Annotated in this window: 17 protein-coding genes; 6 read left to right on the top strand and 11 right to left on the bottom strand. The window is 72.0% G+C overall.

What is annotated here, in order from left to right:
- Positions 1-9: 9 nt before the first annotated feature.
- The 3 genes from IGS69_RS03565 to IGS69_RS03555 all read right to left on the bottom strand — a co-directional run bounded on the left by IGS69_RS03565 (position 10) and on the right by IGS69_RS03555 (position 4,759).
- Positions 10-1,323, bottom strand: a complete 1,314-nt coding sequence (locus IGS69_RS03565; RefSeq protein WP_190896894.1) for an ATP-grasp domain-containing protein — start codon at positions 1,321-1,323, stop codon at positions 10-12.
- A gap of 160 nt (positions 1,324-1,483) precedes the next feature.
- The gene (locus tag IGS69_RS03560; RefSeq protein ID WP_190896892.1) at positions 1,484-3,889 is read right to left on the bottom strand and encodes a SpoIIE family protein phosphatase; all 2,406 of its coding nucleotides are present in this window, start codon (positions 3,887-3,889) and stop codon (positions 1,484-1,486) included.
- Between the two features lie 243 nt (positions 3,890-4,132).
- Positions 4,133-4,759 (bottom strand): LysE family translocator, encoded by a 627-nt coding sequence (locus tag IGS69_RS03555; protein WP_190896890.1) that lies wholly within the window; start codon positions 4,757-4,759, stop codon positions 4,133-4,135.
- 111 nt (positions 4,760-4,870) lie between these two features.
- Between IGS69_RS03555 and IGS69_RS03550 the strand changes: the two genes are divergently transcribed.
- Positions 4,871-5,323: an Lrp/AsnC family transcriptional regulator gene (locus IGS69_RS03550; RefSeq protein WP_190896888.1), complete on the top strand. Its 453-nt coding sequence runs from the start codon at positions 4,871-4,873 to the stop codon at positions 5,321-5,323.
- Positions 5,324-5,348: 25 nt separating this feature from the next.
- On the opposite strand, the gene IGS69_RS03545 is transcribed toward IGS69_RS03550, so the two are convergent.
- Positions 5,349-6,272, bottom strand: a complete 924-nt coding sequence (locus IGS69_RS03545; RefSeq protein ID WP_232543423.1) for an aminoglycoside phosphotransferase family protein — start codon at positions 6,270-6,272, stop codon at positions 5,349-5,351.
- 377 nt (positions 6,273-6,649) lie between these two features.
- On the opposite strand from IGS69_RS03545, the gene IGS69_RS03540 reads away from it, so the two are divergent.
- Positions 6,650-7,312 carry a DUF5701 family protein gene (locus IGS69_RS03540; protein ID WP_190896884.1) on the top strand — a complete coding sequence of 221 codons (663 nt, stop codon included), beginning with the start codon at positions 6,650-6,652 and terminating at the stop codon, positions 7,310-7,312.
- Between the two features lie 136 nt (positions 7,313-7,448).
- On the opposite strand, the gene IGS69_RS03535 is transcribed toward IGS69_RS03540, so the two are convergent.
- On the bottom strand, positions 7,449-8,564 hold the full coding sequence (locus IGS69_RS03535) for an AI-2E family transporter (protein ID WP_385864354.1): 1,116 nt from the start codon (positions 8,562-8,564) through the stop codon (positions 7,449-7,451).
- Positions 8,565-8,691: 127 nt separating this feature from the next.
- The gene (locus tag IGS69_RS03530; RefSeq protein ID WP_190896882.1) at positions 8,692-9,471 is read right to left on the bottom strand and encodes a polysaccharide deacetylase family protein; all 780 of its coding nucleotides are present in this window, start codon (positions 9,469-9,471) and stop codon (positions 8,692-8,694) included.
- A 147-nt stretch (positions 9,472-9,618) separates the two neighbouring features.
- Between IGS69_RS03530 and IGS69_RS34940 the strand changes: the two genes are divergently transcribed.
- Complete coding sequence (locus IGS69_RS34940) at positions 9,619-9,747, top strand: hypothetical protein (RefSeq protein WP_269783140.1); 129 nt, start codon at positions 9,619-9,621, stop codon at positions 9,745-9,747.
- A gap of 16 nt (positions 9,748-9,763) precedes the next feature.
- On the opposite strand, the gene IGS69_RS03525 is transcribed toward IGS69_RS34940, so the two are convergent.
- Positions 9,764-9,979 (bottom strand): hypothetical protein, encoded by a 216-nt coding sequence (locus IGS69_RS03525; protein ID WP_190896880.1) that lies wholly within the window; start codon positions 9,977-9,979, stop codon positions 9,764-9,766.
- Between the two features lie 125 nt (positions 9,980-10,104).
- A complete protein-coding gene (locus IGS69_RS03520; protein WP_190896878.1) occupies positions 10,105-10,560 on the bottom strand; it encodes a tellurite resistance TerB family protein in 456 nt (151 codons plus the stop codon).
- Between the two features lie 259 nt (positions 10,561-10,819).
- Between IGS69_RS03520 and IGS69_RS03515 the strand changes: the two genes are divergently transcribed.
- On the top strand, positions 10,820-12,214 hold the full coding sequence (locus IGS69_RS03515) for a DEAD/DEAH box helicase (protein ID WP_190896876.1): 1,395 nt from the start codon (positions 10,820-10,822) through the stop codon (positions 12,212-12,214).
- Between the two features lie 92 nt (positions 12,215-12,306).
- Here the strand turns inward: IGS69_RS03515 and adh are convergent, their stop codons facing one another.
- Both adh and IGS69_RS03505 read right to left on the bottom strand, forming a co-directional pair.
- Positions 12,307-13,824 (bottom strand): aldehyde dehydrogenase, encoded by a 1,518-nt coding sequence (adh, locus tag IGS69_RS03510; protein ID WP_190896874.1) that lies wholly within the window; start codon positions 13,822-13,824, stop codon positions 12,307-12,309.
- A 145-nt stretch (positions 13,825-13,969) separates the two neighbouring features.
- On the bottom strand, positions 13,970-15,193 hold the full coding sequence (locus IGS69_RS03505; RefSeq protein ID WP_190896872.1) for a GAF domain-containing protein: 1,224 nt from the start codon (positions 15,191-15,193) through the stop codon (positions 13,970-13,972).
- Between the two features lie 337 nt (positions 15,194-15,530).
- Between IGS69_RS03505 and IGS69_RS03500 the strand changes: the two genes are divergently transcribed.
- Positions 15,531-15,923, top strand: coding sequence for a hypothetical protein (locus tag IGS69_RS03500; RefSeq protein ID WP_232543422.1), 393 nt, complete (start codon positions 15,531-15,533; stop codon positions 15,921-15,923).
- A gap of 137 nt (positions 15,924-16,060) precedes the next feature.
- Here IGS69_RS03500 and IGS69_RS03495 read toward each other — a convergent pair whose 3' ends face one another.
- Positions 16,061-16,549 (bottom strand): hypothetical protein, encoded by a 489-nt coding sequence (locus tag IGS69_RS03495; protein WP_190904363.1) that lies wholly within the window; start codon positions 16,547-16,549, stop codon positions 16,061-16,063.
- A 690-nt stretch (positions 16,550-17,239) separates the two neighbouring features.
- On the opposite strand from IGS69_RS03495, the gene IGS69_RS03490 reads away from it, so the two are divergent.
- On the top strand, positions 17,240-19,105 hold the full coding sequence (locus IGS69_RS03490; RefSeq protein ID WP_190896870.1) for a phage tail sheath subtilisin-like domain-containing protein: 1,866 nt from the start codon (positions 17,240-17,242) through the stop codon (positions 19,103-19,105).
- Positions 19,106-19,141 lie beyond the last annotated feature (36 nt).

Genomic DNA, 19,141 nt, shown 5'->3' with positions numbered 1-19,141 from the left:
ACGTGCTCCTCACTCTCGCGCGGCGTCGGCCTCGGCCGGGGCGTCCTCGAAGGCCAGGCCCAGGGCGGCCACGCAGTGGTCGAACTTCTCCCGCAGCTCCGCCTCGTCGGCACCGCCGGTGTAGATGTGCGCCAGCTCGTAGCTGTAGCTGTCCTGTCCGGGGAGGTCGGAGAGCCGGTCGCCCTCCTGGGGGATCACCTCGATGCGCACCCCGGGTGTCTCCCGCTCGATGCGGGCGATCTCCTCGGGGCCCGGCACCCGGCGCACCACACCGTCGGTGAACCAGCGGTGGTACCACTTCGCCGCCATCGCGTACGAGCCCTCGCGATGCGGCATGCGCGGGTCCTCGCCCAGGGCGAGACGGACCATGCAGTGGTGGTTGGGCACGCCGTCGACGTACTGGAACAGCTCCGCGTGCGACTGGGAGTGCCGGGGGTTGATCTCCAGCAGGCTGATCTCCTGGGTCCGCGGGTCGTAGAAGAACTCGATGCTGAAGGTGGCCGAGTCCATGCCGATCTGCCGCATCACGCGCTCGCTGACGTCGTGCAGCTGCGCGATGACCGGGGGCGGCAGCATCGAGGGGTACTGGTGCCTCAGGAAGCAGGAGGAGTCCGGGTACTGGATGGAGTCCAGGACCCCGTAGACGGTCACCTCGCCCTGGTGGACATAGCCCTCGACGGCCACCTGGACCCCGGACATGGCCCCCTCCGCGAGACAGACCCGGCCGCCCACGCCGTTCATCTCGGGCGGCAGGTCGATGCGTTCGAGGATGTGCTCGAAGGGGCGGCCGATGCGGGATATGCCGTCGCGGATCTCGGCGACCGCCGTGCGGAACTCCTCTTCGTCACCGACCCCGAAGGCGAGTTCGGAGGAGTACGAGAGGGCCGGCTTGAGCCACATCGGGTAGCTCACGTTCTCGGGCGGGCGTGGAGGCTCGGCCGACAGATCGACCTGGCCGAAGGGCGGGTGCCGGTCGGTGGCCTTCTGCTGCTCCAGCCTGCTCCAGTACTTGTGCTCGCACTTGACGACCGACTCAAGGCTGGTGCTGCGGGTGCCGTAGCGTTCGCTCAGTATCGGGACGAGGGTGCTGACCGGGAAGTCCCAGTAGCCGACGATCGCGTCGACAGCGCCGTCGAACGCGTCGAGCACGCCCTGGGCCTTGTCGAGCAGCGTGGGCAGGTCCACCTCGCCGACCTGGAGCTCCTCGATCGTCAGCAGCTGGTGAAAACGCAGCTGGTCGGCTCCCGGGACCTGCTGAAGCGTGGGCAGATTGGCCTCGTCGAGCCCGATCACGAAAACGTTCTTCACCGTCTCGTCAGACACGGCTCTCCTTCCGACGACTACGGCCCGAAGGCCGGCTTGCAAGATCGTCGGAGTACCCCTGGTCTGTGGCGGCATGCCGCTCCGGACACCGCGCCCGTACCGGACGGCGGGGAACATGCCCGCCGTGACCCGGACACGCCCGGCCCGTGTGTGCCCCGGCTCACACCTCGGCCGGCAAGGCCTGTTCCGCCCAGATGGTTTTGCCCGTCGCCGTCTGGCGGCTGCCCCAGCGTTCGGCGAGCTGGGCGACGAGCAGCAGTCCCCGGCCGCCCTCGTCGAAGACCCGGGCGCGGCGCAGGTGCGGGGCGGTGCTGCTGCCGTCGGACACCTCGCAGATGAGCGTCGAGTCGCGGATCAGGCGGAGCTCGATGGGGGCGCCGCCGTATCGCAGTGCGTTGGTGACGAGCTCGCTGACGATGAGTTCGGTGGCGAACTCCGCCTCCGTCAGGCCCCATTCGGCCAGTTGCTCGCCCGCCATCTTGCGGGCCCGGGCCACCGCCGCGGGGTCCGGGGGCAGCTGCCAGGTGCGGACCTTCCCGGTGTCGAGCACGGCCGTGCGCGCCAGCATCAGCACGACGTCGTCATCGGCGGGCCGGCCGGCCAGCAGGGTGCGCAGCACCTGCTCACAGGTCTCCTCGAGTGCCACCGCGGGGCCGCCCAGTGCCTGGCGCAGCAGGGAGGTCCCGATCTCGACGTCGTGGCCGGGCGCCTCGATCAGACCGTCGGTGTAGAGGGCGAGCAGGCTGTTCTCCTCCAGCTGCACTTCGGCGGCCTCGAACGGCAGGCCGCCCAGGCCCAGCGGCGGCCCGGCCGGCAGGTCCACGAACCGGACGCCGCCGTCGGGCGTGACCAGGGCGGGCGGCGGATGCCCGGCGCGGGCCATGGTGCAGCGGCGGGACACCGGGTCGTACACGGCGTACAGGCAGGTGGCGCCGACCTGCCCCGACGTCTCCTGCGCCCCGCGCACCTCCGGGCCCTCCTCCCGGTCGAGCCGGATGACCAGGTCGTCCAACTGGGTGAGCAGCTCGTCGGGGGCGAGGTCCACATCGGCGAGCGTGCGCACGGCGGTCCGCAGCCGGCCCATCGTGGCCGACGCCTGGATGCCGTGACCCACCACGTCCCCCACGACCAGGGCCACGCGGGCGCCGGACAGCGGGATGACGTCGAACCAGTCACCGCCGATGTCCGCACCGGCTCCGGTGGGCAGATAGCGGTAGGCGACGTCCATCGCCGCCAGCTTCGGAAGCCGATCGGGCAGCAGGCTGCGCTGGAGCGCCAGGGCCGTGCGGCGTTCCCGGGTGAAGCGGCGGGCGTTGTCCACACTGACCGCGGCCCTGGCGACGATGTCCTCCGCGAGCAGCAGGTCGTCCTCGCTGAACGTGTCCGGGGTGCGGTGGCGCATGAAGTGCACCAGGCCCAGGGTCACGCCGCGGGCGCGCAGCGGAACCATCATCACCGAGTGGATCATGTGCTTGGTCACGGTCCGGGCGCGGGCGGGGGAGGCCCTGAGCCACTCCAGCAGCTCGGGATCCCCCGGCCGGTGCCGGGCGCCCCGCTCGGCGGCCAGGACTCGCACCGGCAACGTCCCCACCGGGTAGCCGATCGTGTCGCCCGTCGCCACGACCGACTCCGGGCAGCCCTCCAGCACCGATCGCTGGGCGGTGCGCCGCACGGTGGCCGGCGTGCGTTTCGGCAGTGGTCCCGGCTCGTCGCCCCGGACGACGGACTCCAGCAGATCCACGGTGACGAAGTCCGCGAATCCCCCGGCGACGGCCACTTCCGCCATCTCCTCGGCCGTCCGGGTGACGTCCAGGGTGCTGCCGATGCGCAGACTGGCCTCGTTGACCACCGCCAGCCGGCGCCGGGCCCAGTACTGCTCGGTCGTGTCGAAGACGGTCGCCGACAAACCCTGGACCACGCCGGCCTCGTCCTTCAGCGGTGAAATGAACATGGACCAGGCGTGCGGCCGGATCTCGCCCGGGGCCTTGCTGTGCTCCTCGTGGAAGATCATCTCGCCGGTGCGCAGGGCCTCCCGCTGGAGGCGGTCGTAGATGTCGAAGGGAGGGTTCGGCTCGATCTCCCACAGGGTCAGGCCCTTCATCTCCTCCTCGGACTTGCCCATCACCTCGGTCATGGTCTCGTTGGCGCCCACGAGCCGGGCGTCCCGGTCGTAGACCGCCACCGGTACGGGGAGCCGGGCGAGGGTGAGGTCCCACAGGGACGGGGCCCCGTGCTCGTGCCAGGCGCCCGGGTGTACCGGCACGGCGCCGGTCACCAGCCAGAGCCGGCCGCCCTCGGCGTCCAGCAGTGGCGTCCCCCGAAGCCGGACCACGACCCGGTTGCCGTCGCGGTGCCGCAGCTCCAGCTCACCGGCCCACTGCCGGCCCTCGGCCGCGTCCCGCCGCGTGGACTCCGGGAGAGGGGCGGCGAGCAGGGCGTCGACGGGCCGGCCCACGAGCTCGGCGGGTTCGTAGCCGAGCAGGCGGCGCGCCCCGTCGCTCCACACCGTGATCGCTCCACCGGCGTCGACGACGAACGCCAAGTCCTCCGGTACGTGTCCCTGCACGGTGCCTCCGGATCTGCCGCTCCTGCCTGCTCACGAGTTCCTGCACCTGATTGTCGCCCTACCGGCCCGCTGGGGCTCGTCTGCCGAGAAGTGCCTCGGTGACCAGAGCGCACGCTCGGACCACCAGGCCCCGGCGGGCGAAGCTGTCCCGGACGAGGGCCCGCGTCCCGGGGCTCGCTCCTTCCTGACGGGGCTGCTCGTCCACGTACGCTCCTTCGACAGGGGGAGGATGCCCGGGGCCCGTCAGCCGGCCAGGCGTTCCGCGAGCAGGAATCCGCCGATGACGATCATCATCGCACCGGAGATCCGGGTCACCACCCGGGCCGCGGAGGGCCTGGTCCTCAGGACCGTGCGGGCGAGTACTCCGACGGTGAGGTAGACGACGGCGCAGGCGGTCATGTGCAGCGAGCCGAGCAGGCCGGTCTGGCCGGCGACCGGCCACGCCCCCGCGGGATCGATGAACTGCGGGAACAGGGAGAAGTACAGCAGCAGCGCCTTGGGATTCAGGCCGCTGATCCCGACGCCCCTGAGCATGACCCGCAGCCGGGAGGAGCCCTCGGTGGCCACCTCCGCCTCGGAGGCCGCCAGGGTGGCCGGCTGCCGGAGCACTCCCCAGCCCAGCCACACCAGGTAGCCGGCCCCGGCCACGGTCAGCGCGGTGAGCAGCGTCCCGGAGCTCGCGACGATCACCACCAGTCCCGCCACCGCGAGCAGCGTGTACCCCGCGTATCCGGCCACCAGCCCGGCGACCGCCGGCACCACCGACCGGTCCCTGAGGCCCGCCGTGATCGCGTAGGCCCAGTCCGCACCGGGCGTGAAGATCAGCAGCAGATCCACTGCCAGGAAGGCCGCCAGCGTGGTCGTGTCCATCGGTCGTTCCCTCTCACGTGCGGTGGTGCGAGAGGAAGGCTAGGCCCGATCAGCGCGAAGGTGTTTCCTTCTTTACCCCTTGATCGCGGGATCTGGGGCAGAATCTTCTCCATGGATGCCCTGGACCGGAAAATTCTCACCGAGCTGCAGCTGGATGGCCGTCTCACGGTCACCGAGCTGGCCGCACGCGTGAAACTGAGCGTCTCGCCCTGCCACCGCAGGCTGCGCGATCTCGAACGCGAGGGCGCGATCCGCGGCTACCGCGCGGTGGTGGACCCGGCCGCCGTGGGCCTGAACTTCGAGGCCCTGGTCTTCGTCACCATGCGCCTGGAAGACGCCGACACGGTCTCCGCGTTCGAAGAGGCGGTGGCCGCCGTCCCGCACGTGCTCCAGGCCCAGCGGCTGTTCGGCGATCCCGACTACCTGCTGCGCGTCGCCGCCACCGATCTGACCGCCTTCCAGCAGCTCTACGACCAGCAGCTCGCCCGGCTCCCCGGCGTCCAGCGCCTCAACTCCACCCTCGTCATGAAGCACATCGTCGACGACCGCCCGCTGCCCGAGTGAGCGGCCGGCGCGCGTGCGGCAGGCCTCAGGCGTCCAGCCCTCCGGCGAACGGCGTCGTCCGCCACTGCTCGACGGCCGGCTTCAGCGCGTCCACCAGCAGGGGTAGCTGCGGCGCGAGCGCGAGGCAGGCCACCGCGCGGGACATGCCCACCGCGTTGACGACCCGCAGCACGTCCTGGTCCAGCCGGCGCAGCCCCAGACGCCCCGCGGCGGCGTCGTAGGCGGCCTCGCACTCGGGACCGAGGGCCGCCAGATCCCACTCCACCGGCCCGAGCGTGGTCAGTTCGAAGTCGGAGTACAGCACCCCGTCCGGTCCGGAGACGATGTTGGCCGCCGGGGCGTCCCCGTGGATCGGCTGGAATCCGACGCCGGGGAACACGGCCTCGAACCCCGCGCGTGAGCCGACGACCGGCTCCAGCACCTCCCACTCGCGCCGCGCCCGGTCCAGATCGGCCCGCCCCAGAAGATCGGGGCGCCCTTCCAGTACGGCGAGCCCCTCGGTGACGAACCGCGGTTCGGCCGCCGACAGGAACGGCAGCTCACCGGGGTAGGCGCGCAGCGCGGCGTGCAGGTCGGCGACCAGGCCCGCGTGGCGCGCATAGTCGGGCTCGACGCTCCGGTCCAGGTCGACGAACTGCCAGAACGTCATCGAGAACCCGTCCCGCGTCACGGGCTCCCGCGGCACGAGCGGACTGGGCGGGATCACCGGATGCCCGTGATCCGCGAGCCACCCCACCACGTCCAGCTCCCGCTGCTGCCGGGCGGCCTGGGACGCGGCGTCGGCGTACGACGGCAGCACGGTCGGCACCCTGACCACCACGGGTGACGGAGCCAGGTGCACCACGACCGAGAACACGTCGTAGATGACCCTCGCGTCACGCACATCGAGCCCGAGATCCCGCCCGGCGGCGACGGCGGCGGTGAGGGCGCGGGAGGTACGGGCGGACATCTGATCAGGCGTCAAGAACCCTTCCATGGCCCGATGGTGTCATGCTGGGTGCGGTGACACACCGGATCGCCGATCACGGCCCGTCTGCGCACGCCCGGTCAACTACCCATGCCCTGTACGGCAATCGGCGGCTCCGCGCCCGTCCTGGCGTGGCATCGCGGGCGCGGCGGACGCGGCAGCGGACGGACCGTCCGGCGCAGGGAGGGGCGACATGGCACACGTGGCGGCAACGGACCTGGCAGAGCGGGAACGTCACGGAGGACCGGCTCGTTGCCCTTGAGTTCACGCAGGTCCGAATCGGGCGGCGGGCGAGTCCGCCCCGCGCGCGCGTCCACCCCCGTCCGAGTCCGCCCCATGTCGCCCACCCAGGGAGCATCGTGCCCGACACCACGCCCGACCCGTCCACCGTCCTCCCCGCACTGCCGGCCCTGAGCGCGCAGGCCGAGCGGCTGATCGAGCTGGGGGTGCACGAGACCGCCGGGCTGTCCGCCGACGGGATCCGCGCGTTCGCCGCACAGGCCGGTGCCGACGGCGACGGTGCCCTGCTGGCCGTGCACCCGGACCGGGTCCCCGCCTCCGCCCTCGCACCGCTGCTCCGCCGCGACGGCAAGCCGGGCTTCGTCGTCGTCGACATGCCGGACGTCGACGAGTTCGCCCCCTGTGCCGTCGAACTGCCCGGCGCCCCGCTCTACCTGGTCACCGGCATCGACCGCGGCGACCACATGTCCAACTGGTCCCCGGACGAGGCCCTGCCCGCCCTCACCAAAGAGGACCGCACCCCGCTGGTGCTCACCGAGGGCATCCACTGGGTGCTCCAGCAACCCGAGGCCCTGGAGCGCAACCTCTGCTTCATGACCATCGGCTCCCGGCTGCGCAAGCCCAACGGCACGCTGGACGCCCGCACCCCGGCCATCTGGATCAGCAACGGCACCGGCCGCGACGGCCGCGAGCGCCGTAACGCCCCCAAGGTCGGCTGGTGCTGGTGGAACAACCGGCACACCTGGCTGGGCTTCGCCTCCACGACGGGCCGCAGAGGCTGACGCCCGTCACCGCACGAACCGGATGAGCGGCACCGGCCGGCCCGCGGTACCCCGGCGCCACCGCGCGATGACACGTCTGGCGGCCGGTGCCTCAGGGCCCCGGCGCCGCACCCTCATGAGGGGGGCCTACCGCCCCTCACCGGGGAGCCACTCCGGCCGGTTCGCCCGCAGGGCCCCGCAGTGCCTGGTACACGGACCACACCACCGCCACCAGCGGTACGGCCACCACCGCGCCGATCACCCCCGCCGCGACCGCTCCGCCGACCACCGCCAGGGCGACCACCACCGGGTGCAGACGGACGGCCCAGCTCATCACGATGGGGTGCAGGAGGTGGCCCTCGATCTGGCCGATGACCACGATCAGGGCGACGACCACCAGGGCGATGAGCGGTCCCTTCGACGCCAGGGCGACGACCGCCGCGACCGCCAGGGCGATGGGCGAGCCGATCAGGGGGATGAACGCGGCCATGAACTCCAGCAGGGCCAACGGCACGGCGAGCGGTACCCCGAGGGCGAACAGCGCGATGCCCACGAGGACCGCGTTCGTCGCCGCCACCAGCAGGATGCCGTGCGTGTACCCGGTGAAGGTCCGCCACGCCGCCCCCGCCCCGACCGCGAACCGCTGCCGGACCCGTTCGGGCAGCTGGTCGCACAGCCACTGCCACTGCTTCTCGCCGGAGTGCGTGAAGAAGACCGCGCAGAACAGGGCCAGCGCGAGCACGGTCAGCACCTCGACCAGCCTGCTCGCGCCGCTGAGCGCCGTACTGATGAGGGTGGAGCGGTGGTCCGACAGGAGCTTGCCGATCCGGGACTGGAGATCGTCGAACGCGTCCGCGGGCAGCCGGAAGGGCGGTTCCTCCAGCCGGCGCTCGATCCGGTCGATCCCCGCGACGAACTCCTTCTCCAGCCCGGTCCGTTGATCCGCCACGGTCTCACCGACCAGGGCCAGCGCCCCGAGGACGAGGACGATGCCGCCGATGAGGGCGGTGGCGACCGCGAGCGGCCGGGGCATGAACCGCGCCAGCAGACCGGCCGCGGGACGCAGCACCGCCGTGATGACCAGACCGAGGAAGACGGCCACGGCGACCCGGTGGAACTGCCCGAGCAGGGAGAAGGCGACCCGGACGACGATGCCGACCGCGATGAGCCGCCACGCGTACGCGGCCGCGGTCCGTAGCACGCCCGGCACGCGCGACTCGGCGTCGTTCAGGTCCGGCAGCGCCGAGACGGGTGGATCGGGGGGCGTCGACACCTCATGCCCGTACCACCCACCGGCCGCCGGACAGCGGACCCGGACCGAAATTCCCCCGATGGCCGGTACCGGCCGGGTGAACGCTCAATGACATCCCGGGCATCCGCTCCGGTTCCGCGGGCCGCGGCTAGCGCACGGGGAAGCCGAAGGAGTACCCCTGCTCCTTCAGCCACGGCAGGACCTCTCGCAGGGCGGCGACGGTCTGCGCGCGGTCCCCGCCCGCGTCGTGGAAGAGCAGGGTCGGACCGTTGGAGATCTCGTTCTTGACGGTGGCCACCATGGCCTCCGTCCCGGGCCGTTCGAAGTCCTTGGAGTCGATGTTCCAGCCGAGCGGGCGCATCCCGTGGGACGCGGCGAGGTGACGGCTGTAGGGGGTGAAGGCTCCGCCGGGCGCCCGGTAGTACAGCGGGCGGACGCCCCCGGACGCCTTGGTGATCATGCGTTCGGCGTCCAGGATCTGCTGTGACTGGTAGGTTTTGGACTTGCCGTCCATGGTGACGTCGTGCGAGACGGTGTGGTCGCAGAGCCGGTGTCCGGCCGCCACCACCGCCTTGACCAGGTCCGGGTGGGCGCGGGCCTGCGTGCCCACCATGCAGAACGTGGCCTTCACACCGTTGTCCCGCAGCACCCGCAGCACCTCGGGGGTCCAGGCGGGGTCCGGTCCGTCGTCGATGGTGATGTTGACGCCACGGGCCCCCGCGTCCGAGGCGTGCGCGATGCCCGCCGCCACGGGCGCCGCCTTCCGGCCCTGCGACTGGGCGGGAGGCGCCGGGACGCCCTGGGCGGGCCGCTCCGCGCCGGAGCCGACCTGCGCGTTCCAGAACGAGCTCAGACCGGCCACCGCTGTCACCCCGAGCGCCGCCGCCAGCACCTTGGCGTACCAACCCCGCCCGCCACTTCGCACCATGTCCTGAGTTCCTTCGCCGTCGCCGTCGAGCCCGTGCATACGGCAAGAGGGCGGAAGGCGGCCGGCGGATCCGCCTGTTACGGATCACGGACAATCCTGCTGCGCGGCGGTATCGGACAGGTTGTGCCGTCGTCCAGGACGGTGGCGGTGCGCACCACGCCCGTCAGTGGCTGCTGGCAGCCGCCCGATCACCTCGGCCGGCGCGGCACGGCCCGCGGCGCCGCACGCGACGAGGCCGACCCGGGCCCCGAACTCCTCCAACTCGGCGCGCTGTGACGGCCGGGGGTGCGCCCTAGTCGGTCTCGCGCTCCAGGACGCGGCGGGCCGCCTCGGCCTCCGCCGCGGGCGGCGACAGCTCGTCGAGGGTGTCGAGCTCCTCGTCCGCCTCCAGTTCCCGTTCCCAGGCCGCCGCGAGGCGCTCCTGCTCCTGGCGCGGCCTGGTGCCGACCGCCTCGCGGTGCTCCGGGTCCAGAGCGGCCAGGAATCGTCCGAGCGGGTCCGTGGGCATGCGGGGCTCCTTGTCGTGGGGAGGGGGCCAAACAGCGCCGAACAGCCCCAGCATGGCCGAATCCCCGCGCCCCGGCTGCTCGACACAGCCGGGGAACACCACGTTGGCCCCGGCTGCGCCGGGTCTCAGAGGTCGAACTCGTGCGGCGGCAGGTCGAGGGCGTAGCACGCCTCGCGGACCACCGCCTGCTCGTCCTTGTCGAAGTCGCCGTCGGCGCCGCCGATGACGATGCCGATCTGGACGACGGCCCGCGCCTCGGCCGGCTTCTTCTTCGCCTTGGCGATCTCCTGCATGACGCTCACCTTGCCGAAGTCGAAGTCGGCGGTGAGCTTGTCGAGGTTGTCGTCGAAGCGGCGGCGCAGATCGTCGGCGGGGAAGTTCTGCAGCACCTCGTTGGTGGCGATGAGCTGGGCGACCCGCTGCCGCTCGGCCGGGTCGACCGTGCCGTCGGCGGCCGCCACCAGGGCGCACATGGCCATACTGGAGTCGCGGAAGGCACCGCTCTTCAGGTCGTTCTTCTTCGCGATCAGCTGGGTCTGCATCGTCGAGGCGGATTCCTTGAGACGGTCCCACAGGGCCATGTGAACTCCATAAGCGGTTGGTGGTTTCTACAGCACTGTAGAAACTACCAGTCGGTGTGCCGGCATTGGTCCGAGGGCGACGTGGAGCGTTTCGGCAAGGTCCTCGACCGGGTGCCGCCGCCCTCTCCCGTCCCGCGCCCCGTGCTACCGTTGCCTGTTTGCCGCTCACCGCGCCGGTGCCCTGTTCCGCGTCCCCCGGCCGGTGACCGCGTCCCCGCCGCGCCTTCCTCGGTTCGGTTTCCTCGGAGGAAGGCCTTCAGTGAGCGAATCAGTACGTGACGACGCCCTGCCGCAGGACTCGACGCCGCAACCGGTGGCGTCGTTCGCGCAGCTGGGGCTGCCGGCCGGAATTCTGCGGACGCTGGACGAGCAGGGTGTGACGGTTCCCTTTCCCATCCAGGCGGCGACGCTGCCGGACGCGCTCGCGGGACGCGACGTCCTGGGCCGGGGCCGCACCGGATCGGGCAAGACGCTCGCGTTCGGCCTGGGGATGCTCGCCCGGACGGCCGGGCGGCGCGCGCAGCCCAAGGAGCCGCTCGCGCTCGTCCTCGTGCCCACCAGGGAGCTGGCGCAGCAGGTCGGTGAGGCGCTCACCCCGTACGCCGAGGCCCTGCGGCTGCGGCTCGCGACCGTAGTGGGCGGCGTCTCCATCGGACGGCAGGCCGCCGCGCTGCGGGACGGCGCCGAGATCGTCGTCGCCACGCCGGGCCGCCTGTACGACCTCGTCGAACGCAAGGGCTGCCGGCTCGGACGTGTGCGCATCGCGGTCCTGGACGAGGCCGACCAGATGTGTGACCTGGGCTTCTTGCCGCAGGTCACCGAAATCCTGGACCAGGTGCGTCCCGACGGCCAGCGGATGCTGTTCTCGGCGACCCTCGACCGTGACGTCGACCAGCTGGTGCGGAGCTACCTCCGAGACCCCGTCGTGCACTCCGTGGACCCCTCGTCCAGTGCCGTCCCGGCCATCGAGCACCACGTCTTCGTCGTGCACGGCCCCGACCGGTACGCCGTGACCACGGAGATCGCCGCCCGGGACGGCAGCGTCCTGCTGTTCCTGGACACCAAGCACGGCGTCGACCAGCTCACGCGGCACCTGCGGGCCAGCGGCGTGGCCGCCGCCGCCCTGCACAGCGGGAAGTCCCAGCCGCAGCGCACCAGAACCCTGGCCCAGTTCAAGAACGGACAGGTCACCTCGCTGGTGGCGACGAACGTCGCCGCACGCGGCCTGCACGTGGACGACCTCGACCTCGTCGTCAACGTCGACCCGGCCACCGATCCCAAGGACTATCTGCACCGCGCGGGCCGCACGGCCCGGGCCGGCCGTTCCGGCACCGTCGTCACACTCGTCCTGCCGGGACAGCGCCGCGAGACGAACCAGGTCATGGCGGACGCCGACGTCACCGCCAAGGTCACCAAGGTGCGGTCCGGGGAGGCGGAGCTCAGCCGGATCACCGGCGCCAGGGCCCCCTCCGGAGAGCCGCTCGACGGCGGCCCGGCCGCAAGCCGGCCCAAGAACCACAACGCCCCGTTCCGCGGCCTGGGCAGCACCAAGGACGCCAAGGACGGCTCCGGCGGCAGGTCGTCCCGCAAGAGCAGCGAGGCCCGCAAGCTCGCCGAGGCCCGCAGGGCGGCCCGGGTGCGCCGCGGCGGCTGAGCGCGGCTTCCGGGGTGCCGGGAGGTGACGCGTCCTCACGCGAGGCGCCCGACTCGGTGAAAGACCGGGTCAGGCGCCCTTTCACATGCCCTCTAGAAGAAGCCCAGCTTCTTCGCCGAGTAGGAGACCAGCAGGTTCTTCGTCTGCTGGTAGTGGTCCAGCATCATCTTGTGATTCTCGCGTCCCATCCCCGACTTCTTGTAGCCGCCGAACGCCGCGTGGGCCGGGTAGGCGTGGTAGCAGTTGGTCCAGACGCGGCCCGCCTTGATCTCGCGGCCCAGGCGGTAGGCCGTGTTGCCGTCGCGGGTCCAGACGCCGGCTCCGAGGCCGTACAGGGTGTCGTTGGCGATCTTCAGGGCCTCGTCGACCGAGTCGTACGTCGTGACCGAGACGACCGGGCCGAAGATCTCCTCCTGGAAGATCCGCATGTCGTTGGTGCCGCGGAAGATGGTCGGCTCGATGTAGAAGCCGCCCTCCAGACCCGAAACCGCCCGGGGGTTGCCGCCCGTGACGACCTCGGCGCCCTCCTTCCTGCCGATGTCGAGGTAGGAAAGGATCTTCTCGTACTGGTCGTTGCTCGCCTGCGCGCCGATCATGGTGGCCGGGTCCAGCGGGTCGCCGCTGACGATGGCCTTGGTGCGTTCGACGCAGCGGGCCATGAACTCGTCGTAGATGGAGGAATGGATCAGGGCGCGGGACGGGCAGGTGCAGACCTCGCCCTGGTTGAGGGCGAACATCACGAAGCCCTCAACTGCCTTGTCCAGGAAGTCGTCGTCGGCGGCCATGACGTCGGGCAGGAAGATGTTCGGGCTCTTGCCACCCAGTTCCAGGGTGACGGGGATGATGTTCTCGCTCGCGTACTGCATGATCAGGCGGCCGGTGGTCGTCTCACCCGTGAACGCCACCTTCGCCACACGCGGGCTGGACGCCAGCGGCTTGCCCGCCTCCACGCCGAAGCCGTTGACGACGTTGACCACGCCCGGCGGGAGCAGGTCGGCGATCAGGTCGATGACGTAGAGCAGGCTGACGGGGGTCTGCTCGGCCGGCTTGATGACGACGCAGTTGCCCGCTGCCAGCGCGGGGGCGAGCTTCCACGTGGCCATGAGGATGGGGAAGTTCCACGGGATGATCTGGCCGACCACGCCCAGCGGCTCGTGGAAGTGGTACGCGACCGTGTCGGCGTCGATCTCCGCGATGCTGCCCTCCTGGGCGCGGACGACGCCGGCGAAGTACCGGAAGTGGTCGATCGCCAGCGGGATGTCGGCGGCCAGCGTCTCGCGCACCGGCTTGCCGTTCTCCCACGTCTCGGCGACCGCGATCTTCTCCAGGTTCTGCTCGATGCGGTCCGCGATCTTGTTCAGGATGTTCGCGCGTTCCGTGGTGGACGTGCGGCCCCACTGGTCGGCCGCCCGGTGCGCGGCGTCCAGGGCGAGGTCTACGTCGGCCGCCGTGGAACGGGCGACCTCGCAGAAGGCCTTGCCGGTCACGGGCGTCGGGTTCTCGAAGTAGCGGCCCTCGACGGGCGCTTGCCAGTCGCCGTCGATGAAGTTGTCGTAGCGGCGGGCGAAGGTGACGATGCTGCCTTCGGTTCCTGGCTGCGCGTACACCATGGCGGCTCTCCTCGGTGAAGTGCGGTGCGGGGCGGGTTGCGACGTCCCTCACTGTGCTCCCGCGAGGTTGGCGCAAGGTTGGCGCCGTGACGGACCGGGTGTCCGCCAGCCGCGCAGGGCCGACCTCAGCCGCGCAGAGCTGCCCTCAGCCGCGCAGGGCCGTCGCGAGCCGGCCCCTCGCGATCGGCCGGCGGGTGTCGCCGGGGCCGAGCAGCCGCAGCGCGTGCTCGTGGACCTCCGCGTCGTACGGGGCCCGTTCGCCGTAGCGCAGGGCGTGCTCCGGGCGGGTGCTCGCCAGCACGGCGTCGCGTACCGCCACTTCGAGGCGCGTGCGCCACTCCTCGATGCCGGGGGCCTCGGAGCGGGGGAGCAGCGGGCCGCCGTAGCGGCGCAGCGCCGTGTCCGTGTCGCCCTGCTCCAGCGCGCGCAGTACGTCGGCGGCGTCGCAGGACACGGGATCGGTGAGGGCGTAGTGGCGGGGGGAAATCGCTCCGCCCAGCGCGCGGCGCAGATGGGAGATCTCCGCCTTGAAGGTCGACGACGTGACCGGGCGGTCGCCGTACAGGGCCGCGCGCAGTCGTTCGGCGGAGAAGCCCCCGGGTTCGAGGGAGAGAAGGACGAGGATCTCCAGCTGCCGGGGCCGCAGGGGGAGTTGCCGTCCGTCCCGAACGGCCCGCTCGGTGCCCAGGCAGGTGAGCCGCAGGCGTCCCGTACCGGGGTCCTGCGTGGTGATCCGCGCCTCGATGCTGGACACCAGCGTGCGTACGGTCGACATGGCCAGGGGGTGTGAGCGGTCCCAGGTCGTGGACAGGTCCAGTACGCCGAGGACGCGTCCGTCCCGGCCGTGCACCGGCGCGCAGTAGCAGACCCAGCCGTGCAGGGCCGACACCAGATGCTCCGCCGAGAAGACGGAGCTGGGGCGGCCGGTGCGCAGGGCGAGGGACAGCGCGTTGGTGCCCATGGCCTGCTCGTCCCAGCGGCCGCCGGGAGCGAAGTTGACCCGCTCGGCCCGGCGGCGCATGGTCGGACCGCCGCAGGTCCACAGGATGGTGCCGGACTCGTCGGTGACGGCCGTGACGAACCCGGCGTCCTCGGCGATGCTGTGCAGTTCCCCTTCGAGGGCGGAGACCGGCCGGTACAGCGGGGAGGACGTCCAGCGCTGGTGCACCTGGCCGCCGTCGCTGACCGGGGCGCTGTCCCGGCCCGGGTCGACGCTGCCCAGCGAGCGCGCCCAGGACTCGGTCACCTCGTGGCGCAGCGTCGCGGTGCCGCCCGGCCGCGCGCCCGGGATGCTCAGCCTCGGCACCCAGCGGGACCACTCGTGCTCCAGCACGGCCCTGCGCTGCCGGAGGTCAGGGCGCTGTGACATGGCCTCTCCCTGCCGTCGTACCGGATTCTCGGCGTGGGAGTCAGTCTGACCGGAGGGGGCCGCCCCGGTCGAGAACTCCGTCGGACCCGGAAGAACTGTTCCGCATGAGGCGGCCGGCAGACGACGTGAGGACGGCATGGGGCCGCCGGAAGCGACCGGTTGGCCTGGAACCGAACCGCCGTATGGCCGGGAAGCGGCCCCGGCCCTGAACGGGCGACCGCCTGACTGGATGTTTGTCCGGTGCCCGTGTGCCGCCGTACGGGTGACGGGTTCACTCGACCCGACGGACGGGGCCCGGCCCGCGTACCACCGGCGTGCGGCGCCGCGTTCCCCTGGCATGGACAGCACGGAGACGGCCCGGCGCCTTCCGGGGAACGACGCCGCGCCCCGCTCGTACGCCGAACTCACCAGCGGGTACGCGGGACATCCGCCGATCTACGCGGCTCTGGTCGCCGAGTGGGAGGCGCGGGGCCACACGGTCCCGGAGCACCAGGACGGCCAGTGGGTCTCCTTCGCCGCGCCGGCCGAGAGCGAGACCTGGAGCGCCGTCACCTCCTGGGCGGCCGGCCGGCACATGGGCCCGGTCGTCCCCGGCGGCGCCCGCCCGGCCTCAAGTCCTCATGCGCCCGCCGCTTCTCGCCCGGCGGGCGCCGCACACCAGCCCACGGCTTCTCACCTGGCCGCCGCCCCTGACCCGGCCCGCCGCCCCAGACCCGGCCACCGCCCCTGACCCGGCCACCGCTCCCCACCTCGCCGCCAGCCGGCACCCCGGCCAGGTCGGCCCCGCCAACGGCACCTGCCCTGCCGGCACCCACCCCACCCCCGGCCGTCACCCCCTGGCGGCGGTGCCCGCGTCCGGTGCCCGGCTCACCAGCCGTCCGATGCCACCGGCTCCGCGCTGACCGGCGCCAGCACTGCAAGGGTTCCGCTGGCCTCACGCAGGGCCGCCTCGAGCGTGCCGGGGGTGTGCAGGGCGCCGGTTCCGTCCGGCGGGACGAGCCACTCCAGGCGGCCGGCGGGCCGGTACGGCGGCGGCACGGCCACCCACGAGCCCCGGCCCACGTGCCGCACCCCGAAGCCGATCCACTCACTGACCGGGTCGGGCGGCAGGAAGAACCCCACCCTGCGGGCCGCGCAGTCCACCAGGGTGGGGCCGGGCACCTTCAGCGGGTCGCGCCACAGGAGGTCCAGCGCGAGCAGGCCGAGCCGGTCGGGGACGCTGAGCACGTCCCAGTAGCGCCCGGACTCCACGAGCACCGTCCCCGCGCCGTAGTCCCACTCCCGCTTGCACTCCTTGGGGTCCGTGGCGGCCGCGGCGAGCCACTCGACGGCTTGCTTCCACATGACGCTCTGCATGGCCACCCCAGGCACAGTCGACGGCGCCGCGGTCGGGCGCGCGCTGGTCACGGGCCGGTGACCCGCGGGGTTCCGCGTGCCGCCCGGCCGTAGTCATGCTCGTAGATATTTCTACGGGTCGGAAGGGGTGGCGCGGTCTGGCGTTTCGGTCGGGCATGTCCCGGTCGAAAGGGGGCACTCGAGGGCGCGACCCGTAAGGCCGCGATCAACTTCGTGCGCGTCCATGTCGCCCTGAGGAAACCGGCCACCGAAGGATGTGTGCGAGTCGCGGAGAAGTCGGGGAGCGCCGGAGTCTGCCGCCCGACATGCGGGTCCCGCAGACAAGCCATGCGTGCCGCCGGCCCCTCGGCGTGGGGGAGGTGTGGACCGCTTCACGGCGGCGCGCGGGCGCGATGTGCGGATCCGGGAACTTTGCCTTCACGAAACCTCCCTCCGTGCTGGCCAGAACCCGTCTTGCTCGGCCAACTCCGCGCACAAGAAGGTGGGTTGAGCACTTGAGCATCAGGAGTCACAAGCGCGCTGCTTGACCCGTGCGAACCGAACCGCACGGGTATGACGGGGGAACTGATGAGGTGCGCGTGCCCACCGCCGACGGGTCCGCGCGGAGTCCTCGCGCACGGCTGTCACGTCCCTCCCTCACCGCCTCTTGGTGCCTTCATCGGGTGCCCGAGACAGGGATTAGGAGGGGGAATGCCGATGAGTGCAGTGAGCGCCGCCAAGCCGACGTACCCCGGTGTCTACGTCGAAGAGCTTCCCAGCAGCACCCGTACCATCTCGACCCTGACCACTTCGGTGACCGCCTTCGTGGGCCACACCCGCCGCGGTCCGCTGAACGAGCCGGTGCGCGTCACCAGCTTCACCGAGTTCGAGCGCCGCTTCGGGGGACTGAGCGCGCAGAGCGCCGTCGGCTACGCCGTTCACCAGTTCTTCGGCAACGGCGGCACCGTCGCCGTGATCGTCCGGGTCGCCAAGGCCGGCAGCGGCCGGGCCGCCTGCGTCACGCTGCAATCGACCGAGGGCCACAGCGAGTGCGACGTCCTCGCGGTGCACGCCAAGGAACCCGGCGTGTGGGGCAACGGGCTGCGGGTCGCCGTCGACCACGACACTCCCTGCCCCGACGAAACCTTCAACCTGCGTGTCTTCGACGCCAGGGGCGAGGCCCGCGAGAGCTTCACCGGCCTGTCGACCGACCCGGCCGCCGGCCGGTTCGTCCAGACCGTCGTCAACGCCGGCTCCCGGCTGATCCGCGTCGAGGTCGTCGGCGAGGGCCGGCCCGACCCGTCCGGCACCGTCTCCAAGCCGTTCGGGCACGAGCTGCCCGACCTCGCCGTCGACCTCACCGTCAAGATCGGCGACGTCGAGCGGGAGTTCACCCTCTACGACCCCGACTGCGACGGCGAGTCCCCGTCCTCCGTCGCCGAGCTGGCGCTGCTGCTGGAGCGCAAGCTGCGCGCCCTGCCCGACGCGCCCGGCAAGCACGCCTTCGCCGGCGCCGAGGTCACCGCCTTCGGCCGGCGCGTCCAGGTCGTCGCGGGCTCCACCGACCCCGACGACATCGTCCGCTTCCTCGGCCAGTGCGCCAACGACCTGGGCCTGGAGGCCTCGGTCAACCCGCCCGTCTTCCCGCTGGAGGGCGGTGAGGACGGAGCGGCGCCCGGGCCCCGGGACCTCATCGGCTCCGAGGCCGACAAGTCCGGCATCCAGGCGCTGCGCGGCGTCGCCGACGTCAATCTGCTCGCGCTGCCCGAACTCGCGGCGTACGAGAAGACCGAGGACGCCCTCACCGTGGTCTCCGCCGCCCAGCGCCTGTGCCAGGAGCGGCGGATCTTCCTCCTCGTCGACGCGCCCGGCACCTGGGTCAGCGTCGACACCGCCCGCGCCGGGCTCGCCGCCTTCGACGCCGTGCGCGGCAACCACGCCGGCCTCTACTTCCCGCACCTCCAGCTCACCGACCCGCTCACGGGCCGGCTGCGCTCCTTCCCGCCGTCCGGCGCCGTCGCGGGCGTCATCGCCCGTACGGACTCCGAGCGCGGTGTGTGGAAGGCCCCGGCCGGCACCGAGGCCCGGCTCGCCGGCGTGCACTCGCTCGCGGTCGACCTGACCGACCGCGAGACCGGTCTGCTCAACCCGCTGGGCGTCAACTGCCTGCGCACCTTCCCGGTGACCGGCCCCGTGGTCTGGGGCGCCCGCACGCTGGAGGGCTCGGACGCCCTAGACAGCGAGTGGAAGTACGTCCCCGTCCGGCGGCTCGCGCTGCACGTCGAGGAGAGCCTCCAGCGGGGTCTGCAATGGGTGGTGTTCGAGCCCAACGACGAGAACCTGTGGCAGCAGATCAGGCTCGCCGCCTCCTCGTACCTGCACACCCTGTTCCGCCAGGGCGCCTTCAAGGGCGGCACGCCCCGCGAGGCCTACTTCGTCAAGTGCGACAGCGACACCACGACCACCGAGGACATCGAGAACGGCGTCGTCAACGTCCTGGTCGGCATCGCCCCGGTCCGCCCGGCCGAGTTCGTGATCGTCAAGATCCAGCAGACGTCCGGGCAGTTCGCGCTCTAGGGAACGCTCGAAGGAACCGCTCCAAGGAACCCCTGA

The sequence above is a fragment of the Streptomyces tuirus genome, from assembly GCF_014701095.1.
Classification (GTDB): domain Bacteria; phylum Actinomycetota; class Actinomycetes; order Streptomycetales; family Streptomycetaceae; genus Streptomyces; species Streptomyces tuirus.
This window is presented reverse-complemented; position numbering and strand designations above follow the sequence as displayed.